This window comes from Paenibacillus sp. FSL R5-0345 (genome assembly GCF_000758585.1).
Lineage (GTDB): Bacteria > Bacillota > Bacilli > Paenibacillales > Paenibacillaceae > Paenibacillus_AQ.
In genome coordinates this window covers 2,387,050-2,401,526 of sequence record NZ_CP009281.1, presented here as the reverse complement: position 1 = coordinate 2,401,526, position 14,477 = coordinate 2,387,050, and the positions used below count along the sequence as shown (strand labels likewise).

Genomic DNA, 14,477 nt, shown 5'->3' with positions numbered 1-14,477 from the left:
CTGCATTATTTCTGAACGGCCGGTTGCTTGATAAAAGCTTCTACCTTCTTCAACACTTCTTCCTCTGTTGGAGCACTCACATAACGACCATTAACATATACAAAGGCCCGTTTGCCACATGGACCACAGTACGACTTACAGCCGACCTTGATCTCTGCATCAGGCGCCATCTTTTGCAGTTTGGGTATGATACTCTTCAATTTCATAAAATTACATTCATCGCATACTTGTATATCGTTAGCCATGGAGCAACCCTTCTTTATGTCCCAAATTTAAGGCGAAACGCTTAGTGATCGCCGTGATTACCTTTAGACGGATTAGTAATAACAAAACCTTCTTCAGGAAGATATAAATAATCAACGACCACACCATCAAGGAGCGGTTGATTCGGATCAAGAATAACATCGATTTCCTTATCTGTCGACACTACAACATCATTCTCGTTAGGCGTGTCCAAATCCAGTCCGTAGTGAGCATGATCACCGTGAGCATGCGTAATCGCTACGCGAAGCTTCAACTCGCTGTTTCCTTCAAGTTCCATTTGTTTCTTTATCACTTTAGCCGCATTGCGGGTAATTTTGACCTTCATCTATTATCCATCTCCTAGTACTTAAATTAAATACTCAATTACCTATTTTAAAGGTAATTGATATCTAAAAGCAACTATATTAACAAATTAGATACACAATCCGAGGTAAATCTCACTTCACTGCCTCATTTCCCGGCCTGAAGTGCCGGGTATTTCCTTCCCATCCGTGATACGAACCAGCCCATCAGGAGCATTGTAACTCCAATATCATCGATCGGTAAAAACGGCATGAAATCTGGCAACACCCAATAGAGCAGCACTGGAATTGTGAATAACAGCTTGTCCCCAACTGCGACTTTAGGGGAGATTACATATCGCCAGGAACTACTGAAGATGGCAGACCATTGCTTCAGTGACAGCAGTTTTTTCAGTTTCATAGTGGCCCTCCTCCCAAGTAAAAAGGATACAGCCGCGGATAACGTGTAGTGACGACAGCGGCCATACCCTATGGTTTATTTTACGCAAGTTTACTGTAATTGTTTCATAATTATTTCACATTGGATAGTATCGTTCCCAAAATTAGTCCCGTTTCTAGTGCCATATCTTCAAAATCTGCCAGTGGTAACGGATTTTTGCCGATCCCTAGTTCTACTGTAAATCCAGGTTTGCGGAAGGTCTGGATGAACCAATCCTTATATCCAGCATCGCTGCCCGTTAATTCGACTGCACGATAGCTGCTCGCAGCGGCCAGCCGTGCTGCTAGTTCACGGCTTTCGGGAGGCTCATATCCCCGGTAATTCCAGTAGATCTCTCCCCCTTGGCTATGCAAAGACACTGCAGCTTCTCCGGGCATTCCCTCAGCAAGTATTGCCAGTGCGGCTGCCTCAGGCTCACTAAGCGCCTCAGGACCACTGTAATCACGCGGAGAGGGCAGGAATACACCCCGACGTTCCCGTTCCTCTTCCCAATGGGCAGGGAACTGATCCCCGAGATCCACACCGCGTATATTGGCCTTCCAATGGCGGAAGCTACGCCGTCCCCCGTTCCATTTCATAAGATCCGCATAATACGGGTGGCCTGGCAAAACACCTTCCTGTACTAATTCCACGCCGTCAGGGTTAGCCATGGGAACAGCCCATAGAGTCCAGTTATTGTACCATTCCTCTGGACGATGACCATTCCATGCCAAACCTTTAGCATAAGCTGCTGCGTACTCTTCTATAAACGACATCAAGCAAGGCGAGGTCAACCATTCATTAGCATGCAGAGCCGCGTTAACATGCAGATGACGGCTTCCATTACCTATTTTAAGCACATGAATTGGCTTGCCAAGCACACTGTTGCCAATTGGATGTGCTTGTATAAAAGGATATTGTGCAATCAGACCGCTGATGTCGTTCTCAACATCAACCGGGCCGTACTCTCCACGCAAGAACACCACTCGCTCTGGAATCGGAGGTGGAATGACGAGCACTTTTCCCGGTGTACAGCAGCGTCCTGAGGTCACACCTGGATTAAGCTTCTCCAAATCATCTAAACTCACATGGAATAATGAGATTATTCGTTCAAGATCGTCCCCTTCTTGCACCGCATATCTCTTACGGGGTGAAGACGGCAGAAATAAAACCTGACCCGGATATAAATAAGACTGTCTCCCAACCCATGGATTACCTTGAATCACATGCTCAGGGGTTAATCCATGCAGGGCGGCAATTCGGCTTACGGTATCTCCCCTGCTTGCAATATATTGTCGCATTAGGTCTCATCCTCTCGGCCTTTAATTGCTGATACGGTAGATACAAAAATAGCAGCAAACAGCACTTAACTCTATTGTATGCAAGTGCCACTCCCCTGCATGAAGGAGAAATGAATCACAAGAAAAAAGGCTGGGAAACGTGCTTCCCAGCCTTTTTTCTTACACTCCGTAGAGTTTGTCCCTATTCAATTCAACATTGCTCTGCTTATAACGTGGATACTTGCCACACTACTGGGGTACGTCTAATTTGTTCTCCAAGCCAGTCTCGGGCAATTCTCTGAAACATTTCAGCATCACCACTGCAGAAGAACTGATGAATTGGACTTTCGTCCCCGATAGACAGCTTGCCTTTATCATATAAAATCGTGCTGATCTCACGAGCTGTCTCATCTGCGGAACTGATCAGTTTGACTCCCGGTCCCATGGTCTCTCCAATAGGTTCAACAAGAAATGGATAATGAGTGCATCCTAAAATTAAAGTATCGATGTTAGTATCTTTAATGCCTTCCAATGCCTGCTCTACAATATCATAACTTTTCTCTGAGCGGAACATGCCTTGCTCTACAAGCGGGACAAGCGCTGGGCAGGCTTGACTAACAACCTCAACGAATGGAGACAGCTGCTTCAGTGCATTAGTATAAGCCCCACTGCTAATTGTTCCAATTGTACCGATCACGCCGACATGTCCGCTTTTGGTCGCGCTAATTGCAGCACGGGCTCCGGGATGAATCACCCCAATGACAGGGATCGAGACCTTGGCTGAGATATAATCGAGTGCCGCGGCTGTTGCGGTATTACAAGCGATAACAATCATTTTAGGATTAAACTGGATCAAATAATCTACTATTTGTTCTGTAAACAGTGTTACTTCCTCGGTCGAACGGGGTCCGTACGGAGCTCGGGCCGTGTCTCCGAAATAAATGATCTTCTCCCGCGGGAGTTGCCTCATCACTTCTTTGACAACTGTTAGCCCTCCCACACCTGAGTCTAATATTGCGATAGCTTGCTGCACGAACACACCGCTTCCTTCTACTTGTTTTGTGTAGCTTATGTAAGCCGAAAACAAAATGTACCTGACTTTCAGCCCCAATTGCAGATAATACTCCTTTTGTACTCTTAGTTCAAGCCAATACTTTTTCCATCATTTCACAGGTCCATAAGAATGAAATAAAAAAGCCACCTTCCGCCCAATGCGAAAAAGCGGCTCTATTAAAAGAGAATAAGTACTTTTTGAACGTAAAACCAAAGAATCCATCCACTGTTTCATTATGCGATTTCGTTATTGTCCTTGTCATCTGACTGAGCTTCTTCAAGACTAGCTTCTTCACTGCCAGCTTCATCACTTACAGGCGATACCTCTAACTCCGTGACCTCTTCCAAAGTGACTGCAGCCTCTTGAATGGTTTCTTCAGTAGCAACTCCACTTACAGCTACAGTAGCTGTATCTTCTTCAACAGCACCAGAGCATGATTTGCTCCATTCGCGGACCTCATGTACGACATGGCCTATAGAATCTTTAGCTTTGTCATACAGCTCTACGCTCTTGTCACCTGCCTGCACGGCAATTCCCTGTACCTTTTCAATGCCAGCAGCTGTTCCTTCCGCAATATCCTTGCGCAGCTCTTTTCCTGGCTTAGGTGCGAACAGAAGTGCTGTCACCGATCCAACCACACTTCCGACTAAAGCTCCCCATAATAAACCTTTAGTGTCCTTTTTCATCGTTTCATCTCTCCTTTAAATTCATTGCTTCCCGCTCTACCGGGCTAATGCCTATATCTGCTATATCATAAGCAGCAGGAGTTTGTCTTGTGACTAATTATTACGACTTTTCAGAAGTTTTGTCTGTTACATTTTTGGGTGCAATAGCGTATCGGCAGCATTGTCCGCCTTCTGCCATACATTCACTTCTTGTAACTTTAGCATCCAGCAATTCCTCAAATAAGCTATGTTCGCATTGACAAGCTTTGCGATACTGGGTAGCCACCTGGCGGATCGGGCAGTTGTATTCTCTTATGACATACGAACCGTCTTCTTCACGGTTCCACTCCGCCATATATCCCCCGGCATTTTGGATCGACGATAACTCGGCTACTCGTTCTTCCAAATTCCGGCGTTCCATCATCGGTGCATACTGGGTGAGCATCCGCCGACGGCGTCCCTCAAATAATGTATTTACAGCTTCCAATCCACTGCCATAATCCAATTCACGCAGAAGCTCCAAAGCCAAATTGTGATAGCTTTTTGGAAAATAGTCTTCGGACCTTTCTGTTAAAGAGTACATATGTAAAGGCCGCCCCATCGCTTGCCGAACCACTTTTGTCTTAGCAAGTCCCTCCTGCTCCAGCTGAAGCACATGACGACGGACACCCATCTCTGTAATTCCCAACTCTTCTGCCAGCGCGCCGATGGTCAGTGGTCCTTTCGTTTTCAGGAGCGTCATAATCAAGTGCCTTGTCGATCCATTTTCCTGCCCCATCTTCATCATAAAGGAACCCCCTCTCTTTCACGGCTATCGCCTATTTTATATGATTCTATCTTATGCTATTATAGCGTTACACCGGACCCTAGTTCCTGATCCAAATAATTCCCTACTTCAACAGCAAATTTCTCTAGCACCTCTGGAAGGATTGGAGTGAGCGGATGTAGAGCTTCTCTTTCCCAGGCAAAATAATCCTGCACGAGCGGCTTACGAAGCGCAACAAGCTCTATCAATCTCTCGTATATTTCACTTTTACCTAGCACTTTTTCTTCATGTATGATTGAAATGATATCCTCATAACTTCCAGCATCACGCATAATAAAACCGTCAATCAGACAACTACCAACGTCCGTGACCACCTCTATCGCCAGATGAAGGCAGCGTTCTTGTATTAGTCCGGTTAAAGTGTTGCCATCCCATGAAGCTGCTACAGTCCGAAGACCCGTGGTTATATCTGGGATTTGAGCAAGAATGGTTTCGATTTGTTTGCGGTTGACATAATACACAGTAATACCCCCATGTCAAAAATAGTTAGAGAAATCTGCATTATCTCTACTTACCGCGTTTGCCGCGGCGTTTCAGCCAAAAGAACATAATGAAACTTGCCGCAAGAAAAACGACCAAATAAGTTAACGCTTCCATCGGATACTCGAGCTCACGCATTCCTGTCACCGCTTCCGGTATAAAATGATGATGCTATTCAATCAGTTTATCGCTTAAATTACGTAATCTACAGCAATTGAAAGTTCCTTCACTTCATTAATATGAGCTATGACTTCCTTGTGCGCCGGATGAACCTGATAAGCCTGTAAATCATCTAGAGAAGCTACCACCGTAACAAGCGCAATATCAAAGGATCGATCAGAATGAATGATATCAGCACCCACTTCAATCGAAAGGAGCTGCGGGATTTTACCTTCCATATTTCGCAGTACGGCTACCGTTGCCGCAACGCTTTCTTCGGACCGGTCCTTCAATTTGAAAAACACTATATGCTTGATCATTCTATCTCGCTCCTTGTTGTAATATTGTAATTAGATATTAAAAATATATCATAAGCTTACGCGTTCTGAAAGAAACTTAAGAAGTGATGACAGAAATAGCAGCATTAACCATTGCCGATGTACAGGAAAGTGTTGTAGTATATTTTTAAAAAATCGGAGGAATTATGCCTAGTAACCAACAAGAAACTCATAATATCCAGGCGTGGTCTCTGATCAACCGCAAATATCTTGGACAAGGCGTTCGTGTAAAAAGATTCCGCCGTCCAAAGCGTAGCCAGATTAGAAACCGTGTGTTACTTGCTGTATTGATGGCTAAGGATATCAAACTTTCACGACTCGCAGAAGATCTTGGTATATCCTCTCGCAGTGTAAGTGCCTGGGTATACGAAGGTCGTATCCCTTCCAACAATAACATTGACAAGACCTGCCGCCTGCTCGGGTACCCGCCCCACATTTTGTTTAATGAAACACTGATTCGTCAAAGTCCAATTGTATGTCAACCAACACCTTCTCGCTTTATGAAAAGAAGTATTACCAGTTCACCGCGCAGCAATGTGGTTCTGACCGGACTTTGTATGGTTTACGATTTTTCCGTAACCGATGTAAGTATTTGGATAGGGGTTCATCCCGGAACGTTCCGTAAATGGTTGCACAGCAGCCATCTGCCGACTCCTGCTCTGCAGGAAAAAGCCGAAGCCTTCTTCCGGATTCCACGCCATATTCTATTTGCAGACTGCGGAACGCTCTAATGTGATCCTATCGCTTAATTAGTTTAACGCCAGCCCTTCTTCCTTAATTAGGAGAAGGGTTTTTTGCCATATTTTTTTCTTGAAAAAGGGTCATACTATTGTTTAGGTAACTTTCTTCAGATTTTTAGAACGGAACAGGAGGCGTAAGATGAGACTTGATGGAATACTATCTGAAGGCTACACCGATACTTGGGACGTGGCCCCCGGTGTCATCGGACTACGAACCATGTTCGTAAATTGCGCATTCATCGGCCAGCCCCATTCGGACTGGATCATTGTAGATACAGGACTCAGCTCATACGCAAATAGGATTATTGAATTTGCTAAAGAGAAGTTCGAGAAGCCCCCAGTCGCCATTATCCTGACACATGGACATTTTGACCATATCGGGGGCGTAAAAAAGCTTCTTGAGGAATGGAATATACCCGTATATGCTCATCCTCTTGAGCTTCCTTATCTAACAGGTAAAGCGGACTATCCTCCAGCGGACCCTGCCGTAGGCGGCGGACTGATGAGTACGGTGTCCTCATTATTTTCACATCGCGGCATCGACCTTGGTTCAGCCGTACAGCCGTTGCCGGAAGACAGAACCGTCCCTGGAGCAAAAGGCTGGAAATGGATCCATACTCCCGGTCATAGTCCCGGCCATATTTCCCTATTCAGACCAGAGGATAAGGTTCTGATTGCTGGTGACACCTTTCTTACAGTCAAACAAGAGTCCGTTTTCGCAGTGGCTACACAGCATCAGGTTGTACACGGCCCGCCCTCTTATTTCACAACGGACTGGGAAGACGCGGAAAAGTCAGTCCGAACCCTTGCACTCCTAAATCCTCATATCGTTCTCTCTGGACACGGGGTGCCTATGGAAGGTGAGAAGTTATCTACTCAGCTAGCCCATTTATGCAAAAATTTCAAAGAAATGGCGCTACCGGGTCAAGGGAAGTTCGTGTAATTTTCTTGCGAATATAGATCTTAGGACATATTGACGGGTTGATCCCTGAGGGTCTCTAAGTGTCTCGATATTGGTGCCAGTTTTGATAATTTCCATATGCTCAAAATGCTGTTTTAAATCAGCTTCACTAAAAAAATGAGCGAACTTCCCTTTTTTATATTCATAGGTCGCAGGTTCCAAGCATGCACCACAGCCGTAATTCGGATCCTCATCGGAAAAAGAAGTGAAATAAAGCAGACCTCCGGGGTGCAATTGCTCCAGACAATTTGTAAGCAACCTACGACGATCCTCATAAAGAAATAAATGCAACAAGTCATAGCAGTAGATAGCATCTACCTTCGTCTCTAGATTGCAGTCTAATACGGAACCGGAAATAAAAAAGCATGCGGGGTCCCACTCCACCGCAAGCCCGAGTGCGGCCCCGCTTAATTCAATACCAATGGTCTCAAATTCACTGGAGAACACCTTCGTATTCCGCCCATAGCCTGCTCCTGGTACAAGTACGGACCTCACATTATTCTTACGAAAGAGCGTCTTTGCCTCCATAGCCGTAGGGCTTGGCTCACTTCCCCAGATCATTCCTTCCTGAGCGAACCGCCGGTTCCAGTACTCGGACATACGTCATCGCCTCGCTTTGCTTTAATCGCCCATCACCCTATACCAATATGGATATATTTCCTTAAAACCGAGCTTGTCATACAAAACCGAAGCACCAGCATTCGCTTGTACAACCTGTAAAAAAGCGGTTGTCGCTCCCTGCGTCTTGCCCCAGTGAAGCAATGCAAGCAGCAATTGCTCCGCCATACCTTGTCTACGCTGATCGGAAGCCGTGATAATATCAAAGAGACCTATGTATCCGTTCTGAATAACACCTAGACCGCAAGCGGCAGGAACACCATTTTTATACAAAAGAACATAGCCCTGCTGCAAGACCGAAGCACATAACATTCTAGTTAATGTGCTCCGATTCTCAATGGATAGCTCAGAGAGCTTCGTGAAGACATTTAGCCATTCTTCAGTCAGGCTTTCCTGAACTTGTACCTCATATCGATGATCAGGAGTAGCTAAATCCTCTAGGTCTAGAAGCCTTACAGAGGATGGCTCAACAACTGTGTATCCGCGATCCGCTAGCAGCTCGTCCAGGTTCGCTGGCTGGATATACGGTGTTATTTTAAACACAGGCTTTAATCCCGCAGCCTTATAGTACTGCTCAGCAAGCTTGATTTGGTTTGTAAGATCGGTAAGAGAGCCCTCAGCACTATACAATGGATTGACCGAATTGGCCCTTTTCGTATAACCTGCAGCCGTTCGCAGTACCCAGCCGTTTAGGAGAACACTCTGCTCTGCCGGCCAAGTATTGAGTGTAATTTCCTCTATTGATTTATACATGCTATCCCCTCCTTATTAACCGCGTTCCCGCTTATTACGCATCGCTGGCAGCAGCTTCACTGCTTCATCACCATACGAAGTAAAATAGTCGTATTCAGGTGACTCCTTGCCGTATAGTGCTATTTTCCCATCTGAATTGTAATGAACTCCCCAACCGAAACGTTTCGGAAGTAAAGAGGCCCGCAGGCATGGATGTTTTCTGGAAAATAGCTCATTCCATATTTCTTCCTTACGGTTCATTCGTACTTCCTGTGGGATTTGTTTATGCCGCACATGAACCTCGTACAGAAGCTCTTCATGATTGTATTTATAGGGTTCATTGATAAGCAGCTCATACTGAATTACATGAGCAGGCGGGAGTGTACGACAAGACATCGGGGGGATTCCTGTTTCCTCAGGACAATCTTCTGCTACCCGAATGAAAGTGTTTGTATAACTCATGTGCAACACCTCTATTATTAATTGAAATATATTCCTTCTATGATAATTCATAGTTCTATTATAAGCATAGCTGAATTTTACAAATTTCACTATAATTATACAGCAAAAATCCGGAATCTAAATCTCCTGACTCCGGATTTCCTACCTGCTATCTCATCTTAGATTCTATTCCTCGGTAGCTGCTAGGAGCTCCTCTACCGGCCACGGAAGCGGATTGTGAAAGGTGGTCCAATCCTGCTTCAGCTCTTCAAGTGTCAGTAAACATCTGTCCAATCTGGCTTCAATTTGTGCCTGATCCATACTCACACCAATAAACACGATTTCATTCATTCGATCGCCCCACCGCTCGTCCCACTTGGCTTTCATTTCAGGTTCGCTTTCCAATACCTCCAGCTGCTGATCCTCAGGCATTGTAGCCAGCCAGTAGCCGGCAGGTCCGAACTGAATCGAGGGTCCAGCCTGGCTGATACTCGCTGCAAGATCACCTTCTGCGGCAACCCATACAATCCCCTTCGCCCTAACAACCTCTTCCGGCCAATGACTGAAGAACAAGCTTAATCTTTGCGGATGGAATGGTGTTCTCCGGCGATAGACGAATGAAGATATTCCGTATTCCTCCGTCTCAGGTGTATGAGACTCCTTATTTAGCTCCGTGATCCAACCGGAAGATAAGCTTGTTTTTTCAAAATCAAACCGTCCGGTATTAAGAATCTCCTTCGGATCTACCACTCCGTTAACCGTACGGATCAGCTTGGCGGTCGGCTGAAGTTTACGGAGCACAGCTTCAAGCTTGTTGAGCTCTTCTTCTTCCAGCAGATCACATTTATTAAGCAGCAACACATCACAAGTTTCGATCTGATCTATAAGCAAATCCACGATATCGCGAAAATCATCTTCGCCAGCCGTTTGACTGCGATCCATCAGACTATCACCAGAAGAAAAGTCATGCCAGAATCGGCCCGCATCCACAACGGTAACCATCGTGTCTAATTGAGCAAGCGTAGTTAAATCGATATCCAGCTCGGGATTCGCATAGGTAAAGGTCTGGGCTACCGGCACAGGCTCACTAATGCCAGAAGATTCAATCAGGATATAATCAAACCTACCCTCAGCAGCCAGCTTTTGCACTTCAACAATCAAATCATCGCGGAGTGTGCAGCAGATACAACCGTTAGACATCTCCACTAATTTCTCTTCAGTTCTGGACAGCGTGTTTCCGGACTTCACCAGATTGGCATCCACATTCACTTCACTCATATCGTTCACGATAACAGCAACTTTCAAGCCTTCTCGGTTGTGCAAGACATGATTCAACAACGTTGTTTTACCGGAGCCTAAGTAACCACTTAGCACAGTAACGGGGATTTTTTTCATTCAGATCACTCCTATCATTGATTAGCATTTATATTTAGCACTTATAGCACTTACCGGGTTTCGCGGTGTAAGGTAACTCTTTTGAGGCGTGGACAATATTTCTTCATTTCCATACGACCTGGATGATTTCGCTTATTCTTGGTAGTGGTATAGTTGCGATCTCCTGTCTCCGTACATGCTAAAGTAATGATTACTCTCATTGGTTCCATCTCCTTATTAATTAAATCGTAATAATTACGTTTAACACATCGTACACGTTTTATTCACAGTCTGTCAACTATCGTCTTGTAAATATTTCAACTCTCTTAATTTTGTGGTCTTTCTGGTGGACAAATCACGTATAGATGGAATTATAAAAATATGATTCTTGTAATTTCAGGAGAATCAGGCAGGAGTGGAGATCATGAAGATACCAGTAATTATTTTGAGCGGGTTTCTGGGGAGCGGGAAGACAACTCTGCTGTTGTCCCTGCTGAAAGAGAGTAAGGTAAGAGGACTGAACCCTGGCGTAGTTATGAATGAGCTCGGTAAGAGAGATGTGGATGGATATATTCTACAGGAGCACACGGGTACAACCGTGACTAAACTGCTGGACGGGTGCGTATGCTGTAGCCGTAAAGAGGATCTGGCAGACAGCCTGCTGGTATTGTTAAGAGGGCGCCCTGATGCTATTTATATCGAGCTTACCGGTGTCGCAAACCCAGAAGAAATCGCCAAAACACTACAAGAAACCTCTCTCCAGGAAAGAGTCGAATTGCATTTTACGATTACCTTATTGGATGCAGAAAACGCCTTAGAATATAACAGCAGACTCTCTTCTGACAAACAACTGGTTCGTACTCTTCGCAAGCAACTGTCCACCGCTGATCTCATTGTCGTTAATAAGAGTGATCTTGTAGAACCTGAAACCTTATGGCGAATAGAAAAGGGTGTTCGAAAACAAAATGCAGAGGCTGAAATCGTATATACCCATTACAGCGAGATCAACCTTTCTCCGATATTATCAGGAATCATTCCACGCAAAATCATCGCGCCCGCACCGCAACGAGCGCCCCAGACCTTTAAAGGCGCCTCTCTGAAGCAAATGAATTCAGAGCACGGAGGAACCGCTGTAAAAGAAGTGCAGGAGGAGCAGCATGCTTCTTTTTCCCAAGTGACTGCCATCACGCTGACCATACCTCAAGCAGGGACTACTATGCCTTCCAAAGAACGGCTAGAGGCTTTTTTTCAAGAATGGGGTGACAACCTGCTCCGTGCCAAGGGCCATATCCTTTTGTCTGAACAGGAACCGGTACAGCTTGTCCAATATGCGGGTATGCGTACGAGCTGGGAGGCGTCACGTTATCCTGGAATGCCTTATGTGGTATTCATCGGGATTAATTTAGATGAGGAACTGCTGGCAGATCGGTGGACCGCCTTATTCGCGCCTTGACTACCCTATCTCCATTAAAATTACTGCCGCTGCTTCTACCGATTTCCTTCTTGATCATCATTGGTTTTATATGGGTGCCAAATCAGCTGGAACTTCTGGATAACGCGTACATTGATACGTTCAAAACCGGATTTATCGGGATTTTGCTAGAAGCTTTGCCGTTTGTGTTAGCAGGAGCTTTATTATCCTCGCTGCTTAGAGTCTTTATCCCAGATGAAATGATCTCCCGCTGCATTCCAAGGCAGGCGTTGCCGGCTATTTTATTCGCTTGCCTGCTTGGAATTATTTTTCCGGTATGTGAATGCGGAATGATCCCTCTCGTCCGCCGGCTAATCCATAAGGGGATGCCTGTCTACGTGGCGATCGTGTTTATTCTATCCGGACCCATCCTAAATCCTGTCGTCTACGGAGCAACTCTGACGGCTTTTCGTAACCACTCCGAACTGGCCTATGCCCGGATGGGTCTAGCCTTTGCTGTCGCCTGTATTATAGGCCTAATTATCTATGCAACGGTGAAAAAGTCCCCTGTACGCCTGAGTGTTCAGCGCGAAACCGATAACACGCATCACAATAATTCACGTGGAGGAAAGTTAGCTGCTGTCTTTGTTCATACCTCGGACGAGTTTTTTTGAGATGGGAAAATACTTAATTATCGGCTGTCTACTAACCTCGGCCATCCAAACGTTTATGGTTCAAGATAGTCTGGCAGCAATCGGAGATAAGCCGCTAGGGTCTTATTTTTTCATGATGGGACTGGCATTTGTGCTTTCACTCTGCTCCACCTCGGATGCCTTTGTTGCTTCCACCTTTGTACATTCTTTTCCGGCAGGTGCACTGCTAGCTTTTATGGTGTTCGGGCCGATGCTGGATTTCAAAAATTCATTGATGTTACTCTCCCTGTTCAAGACCAAATTCGCCCTTTATTTGTTCTTTCTTATCTTTTCGAGCGTATTTATCGGGGCTGTAATCATGTCCTTATGGCTGTAATCATAGAAATTCCGCACTGATAGGAGGAAGAGCATGAATGACTCTCGAAGCATCCGATTTCACTATTTGTTAAGGGCGGTCATTCTGCTCGCGTTTGCTCTCTATATTGGGCATTTAGTGCAGCAAGACGCTTTGCATTATTATGTAGCGCCCAAACTGGCACGCTGGGTTCAATTATGTCCGATTCCTTTGACACTTATGGCACTTAGCTTGGCCATTCAGGCCTTATTTGGTAAAGGCAGTGTTCTATGCGACTGCGAGCATCGCCTCCCGCATTCCATATTTAAAAGTACAGCGCTTTATGGATTATTTCTTTTTCCGCTGTTGCTTGGATTTGCACTTCCTGACCGAGCCTTGGGAAGTATGGCTGCTAGCAAAAAAGGGATAACTTTAACCTCATCGCCCTCCGATACTAACAATGTCGCTAGATTCGAATCAATTGATCCCTATCACGAAGAGCTCACAGAGCTGGCCAAGATTCTTTATGTACAGCCTACTATCCCTGTTTACCCTGCAATTTTTTCTGAAACACTTGGTGCTATTGACATGTATAAAGAGCAATTTGAAGGCAAAGAAATTTCCGTTTCCGGGTTTCTGTATCGCGATGACAGTGAAACGCCAGAGAGTGCTTTTGCCATTGGCAGATTTCTGGTCCAGTGCTGTACCGCTGATGCCACTCCATTTGGGATGCTGGTTGATTCCGGCAAACTAAAAAGCTTGCCCACTGATACCTGGATAGAGGTTCGGGGCAAGCTTCAAGTTGTGCAATACAAGGGCCAAGAAATAATGCAAATTCGTGCAGAAAGCATTACACCGATCGCGCAACCAACAACACCTTACATTTACACGAGCGCTGACTCCATAGCCACATGGAAAGACCTACAGAGTTCTGTTAAGCCTTACTAAATAATGGCATCCAGCTCATCTTCATCATTCTCAGACCGGTTAGGGTTAAATACTTCAACCATTATACGAGCTGGAATACAGATGATTTGCTGCTTCGGTCTAGAAATAAACCCCATTTCTAAAGCGATTCGCAGAGGCGCATCAGAATACGTCATTTGGATCCCGTAATCAAATACCTTTAAGGTATTGTGACCGAACTTTGTTTGAATATCTATAATTTGCTCTTCCTTAGTCAAAGAAACGGTTTTGTATTCTTTGCCATCGACCGTAATTATAGCTTTCAAATCTCCTTGTTGATACTGCTCATTGCGGGTGTCCCACCACTTGATTCCGTAAATTAAACCGGCTGCTAACAGCGCTATAAAAATAATTACAAAATCGCCACGCTTCATTTTTAACAAGGTATGGATCCTTTCATCGACATTGATATGCGTAATAATTACGATTACAAATATATAAATCATACGCCTCTTTGTCAA

The 14,477-nt window shown here is 45.1% G+C and carries 19 protein-coding genes and 1 pseudogene; 5 read left to right on the top strand and 15 right to left on the bottom strand.

Translation table 11 applies throughout. The annotated features are described in order from the left end of the window. Positions 1-5: 5 nt before the first annotated feature. From R50345_RS10290 to R50345_RS10250, 9 genes are all read right to left on the bottom strand, one after another. Positions 6-245, bottom strand: coding sequence for a YuzB family protein (locus tag R50345_RS10290; RefSeq protein ID WP_042126265.1), 240 nt, complete (start codon positions 243-245; stop codon positions 6-8). A gap of 41 nt (positions 246-286) precedes the next feature. Then, positions 287-589 carry a HesB/IscA family protein gene (locus R50345_RS10285; RefSeq protein WP_042126263.1) on the bottom strand — a complete coding sequence of 101 codons (303 nt, stop codon included), beginning with the start codon at positions 587-589 and terminating at the stop codon, positions 287-289. Positions 590-714: 125 nt separating this feature from the next. Continuing rightward, positions 715-966, bottom strand: coding sequence for a hypothetical protein (locus R50345_RS10280; RefSeq protein WP_042126261.1), 252 nt, complete (start codon positions 964-966; stop codon positions 715-717). A 110-nt stretch (positions 967-1,076) separates the two neighbouring features. After that, complete coding sequence (locus R50345_RS10275) at positions 1,077-2,285, bottom strand: M14 family metallopeptidase (protein ID WP_042126259.1); 1,209 nt, start codon at positions 2,283-2,285, stop codon at positions 1,077-1,079. 205 nt (positions 2,286-2,490) lie between these two features. Further along, entirely contained in the window at positions 2,491-3,297 is an 807-nt protein-coding gene (gene racE, locus R50345_RS10270) for a glutamate racemase (protein WP_042132046.1), read from the bottom strand. A 254-nt stretch (positions 3,298-3,551) separates the two neighbouring features. Continuing rightward, complete coding sequence (locus R50345_RS10265; RefSeq protein WP_052414551.1) at positions 3,552-4,004, bottom strand: YtxH domain-containing protein; 453 nt, start codon at positions 4,002-4,004, stop codon at positions 3,552-3,554. A 100-nt stretch (positions 4,005-4,104) separates the two neighbouring features. Further along, a complete protein-coding gene (locus R50345_RS10260; protein WP_042126257.1) occupies positions 4,105-4,770 on the bottom strand; it encodes a helix-turn-helix transcriptional regulator in 666 nt (221 codons plus the stop codon). A gap of 59 nt (positions 4,771-4,829) precedes the next feature. Continuing rightward, positions 4,830-5,270 (bottom strand): DUF86 domain-containing protein, encoded by a 441-nt coding sequence (locus R50345_RS10255; protein ID WP_042126255.1) that lies wholly within the window; start codon positions 5,268-5,270, stop codon positions 4,830-4,832. 210 nt (positions 5,271-5,480) lie between these two features. After that, positions 5,481-5,768 (bottom strand): Dabb family protein, encoded by a 288-nt coding sequence (locus R50345_RS10250; RefSeq protein ID WP_042126253.1) that lies wholly within the window; start codon positions 5,766-5,768, stop codon positions 5,481-5,483. Between the two features lie 164 nt (positions 5,769-5,932). On the opposite strand from R50345_RS10250, the gene R50345_RS10245 reads away from it, so the two are divergent. Then, positions 5,933-6,517 (top strand): helix-turn-helix domain-containing protein, encoded by a 585-nt coding sequence (locus R50345_RS10245; RefSeq protein ID WP_042126251.1) that lies wholly within the window; start codon positions 5,933-5,935, stop codon positions 6,515-6,517. Between the two features lie 148 nt (positions 6,518-6,665). Then, positions 6,666-7,469, top strand: coding sequence for an MBL fold metallo-hydrolase (locus tag R50345_RS10240; protein WP_042126249.1), 804 nt, complete (start codon positions 6,666-6,668; stop codon positions 7,467-7,469). Here R50345_RS10240 and R50345_RS10235 read toward each other — a convergent pair. The 5 genes from R50345_RS10235 to rpmG all read right to left on the bottom strand — a co-directional run bounded on the left by R50345_RS10235 (position 7,443) and on the right by rpmG (position 10,873). After that, positions 7,443-8,087, bottom strand: a complete 645-nt coding sequence (locus R50345_RS10235) for a class I SAM-dependent methyltransferase (RefSeq protein ID WP_042126247.1) — start codon at positions 8,085-8,087, stop codon at positions 7,443-7,445. The genes R50345_RS10240 and R50345_RS10235 overlap by 27 nt on opposite strands. Positions 8,088-8,108: 21 nt before the next feature. Then, complete coding sequence (locus tag R50345_RS10230) at positions 8,109-8,858, bottom strand: GNAT family N-acetyltransferase (RefSeq protein WP_042126245.1); 750 nt, start codon at positions 8,856-8,858, stop codon at positions 8,109-8,111. Between the two features lie 15 nt (positions 8,859-8,873). Further along, complete coding sequence (locus tag R50345_RS10225) at positions 8,874-9,299, bottom strand: DUF6157 family protein (RefSeq protein ID WP_042126243.1); 426 nt, start codon at positions 9,297-9,299, stop codon at positions 8,874-8,876. A 165-nt stretch (positions 9,300-9,464) separates the two neighbouring features. Further along, complete coding sequence (locus R50345_RS10220) at positions 9,465-10,673, bottom strand: GTP-binding protein (protein WP_042126241.1); 1,209 nt, start codon at positions 10,671-10,673, stop codon at positions 9,465-9,467. A 50-nt stretch (positions 10,674-10,723) separates the two neighbouring features. Then, positions 10,724-10,873: a 50S ribosomal protein L33 gene (gene rpmG / locus R50345_RS30735; protein ID WP_076098468.1), complete on the bottom strand. Its 150-nt coding sequence runs from the start codon at positions 10,871-10,873 to the stop codon at positions 10,724-10,726. 203 nt (positions 10,874-11,076) lie between these two features. On the opposite strand from rpmG, the gene R50345_RS10215 reads away from it, so the two are divergent. The 3 genes and pseudogenes from R50345_RS10215 to R50345_RS10205 all read left to right on the top strand — a co-directional run bounded on the left by R50345_RS10215 (position 11,077) and on the right by R50345_RS10205 (position 13,998). Continuing rightward, positions 11,077-12,105, top strand: coding sequence for a CobW family GTP-binding protein (locus tag R50345_RS10215; RefSeq protein WP_042126239.1), 1,029 nt, complete (start codon positions 11,077-11,079; stop codon positions 12,103-12,105). Next, a pseudogene (locus R50345_RS32425) lies at positions 12,102-13,092 on the top strand (permease). Before R50345_RS10215 ends, R50345_RS32425 begins: the two are co-directional and overlap by 4 nt. Before the next feature lie 33 nt (positions 13,093-13,125). Next, on the top strand, positions 13,126-13,998 hold the full coding sequence (locus R50345_RS10205; protein ID WP_042126236.1) for a TIGR03943 family putative permease subunit: 873 nt from the start codon (positions 13,126-13,128) through the stop codon (positions 13,996-13,998). Here R50345_RS10205 and R50345_RS10200 read toward each other — a convergent pair. Beyond that, entirely contained in the window at positions 13,995-14,477 is a 483-nt protein-coding gene (locus tag R50345_RS10200) for a NusG domain II-containing protein (RefSeq protein WP_231574127.1), read from the bottom strand. The genes R50345_RS10205 and R50345_RS10200 overlap by 4 nt on opposite strands.

Coding starts and splice junctions, on each gene's coding strand:
- R50345_RS10220 (WP_042126241.1), bottom strand. CDS start 10,673: ATGAAAAAAATCCCCGTTACTGTGCTAAGTGGTTACTTAGGCTCCGGT.
- R50345_RS10225 (WP_042126243.1), bottom strand. CDS start 9,299: ATGAGTTATACAAACACTTTCATTCGGGTAGCAGAAGATTGTCCTGAG.
- R50345_RS10250 (WP_042126253.1), bottom strand. CDS start 5,768: ATGATCAAGCATATAGTGTTTTTCAAATTGAAGGACCGGTCCGAAGAA.
- R50345_RS10245 (WP_042126251.1), top strand. CDS start 5,933: ATGCCTAGTAACCAACAAGAAACTCATAATATCCAGGCGTGGTCTCTG.
- R50345_RS10240 (WP_042126249.1), top strand. CDS start 6,666: ATGAGACTTGATGGAATACTATCTGAAGGCTACACCGATACTTGGGAC.
- R50345_RS10230 (WP_042126245.1), bottom strand. CDS start 8,858: ATGTATAAATCAATAGAGGAAATTACACTCAATACTTGGCCGGCAGAG.
- R50345_RS10290 (WP_042126265.1), bottom strand. CDS start 245: ATGGCTAACGATATACAAGTATGCGATGAATGTAATTTTATGAAATTG.
- R50345_RS10235 (WP_042126247.1), bottom strand. CDS start 8,087: ATGTCCGAGTACTGGAACCGGCGGTTCGCTCAGGAAGGAATGATCTGG.
- R50345_RS10280 (WP_042126261.1), bottom strand. CDS start 966: ATGAAACTGAAAAAACTGCTGTCACTGAAGCAATGGTCTGCCATCTTC.
- R50345_RS10260 (WP_042126257.1), bottom strand. CDS start 4,770: ATGATGAAGATGGGGCAGGAAAATGGATCGACAAGGCACTTGATTATG.
- R50345_RS10205 (WP_042126236.1), top strand. CDS start 13,126: ATGAATGACTCTCGAAGCATCCGATTTCACTATTTGTTAAGGGCGGTC.
- R50345_RS10215 (WP_042126239.1), top strand. CDS start 11,077: ATGAAGATACCAGTAATTATTTTGAGCGGGTTTCTGGGGAGCGGGAAG.
- R50345_RS10265 (WP_052414551.1), bottom strand. CDS start 4,004: ATGAAAAAGGACACTAAAGGTTTATTATGGGGAGCTTTAGTCGGAAGT.
- rpmG (WP_076098468.1), bottom strand. CDS start 10,873: ATGAGAGTAATCATTACTTTAGCATGTACGGAGACAGGAGATCGCAAC.
- R50345_RS10275 (WP_042126259.1), bottom strand. CDS start 2,285: ATGCGACAATATATTGCAAGCAGGGGAGATACCGTAAGCCGAATTGCC.
- R50345_RS10285 (WP_042126263.1), bottom strand. CDS start 589: ATGAAGGTCAAAATTACCCGCAATGCGGCTAAAGTGATAAAGAAACAA.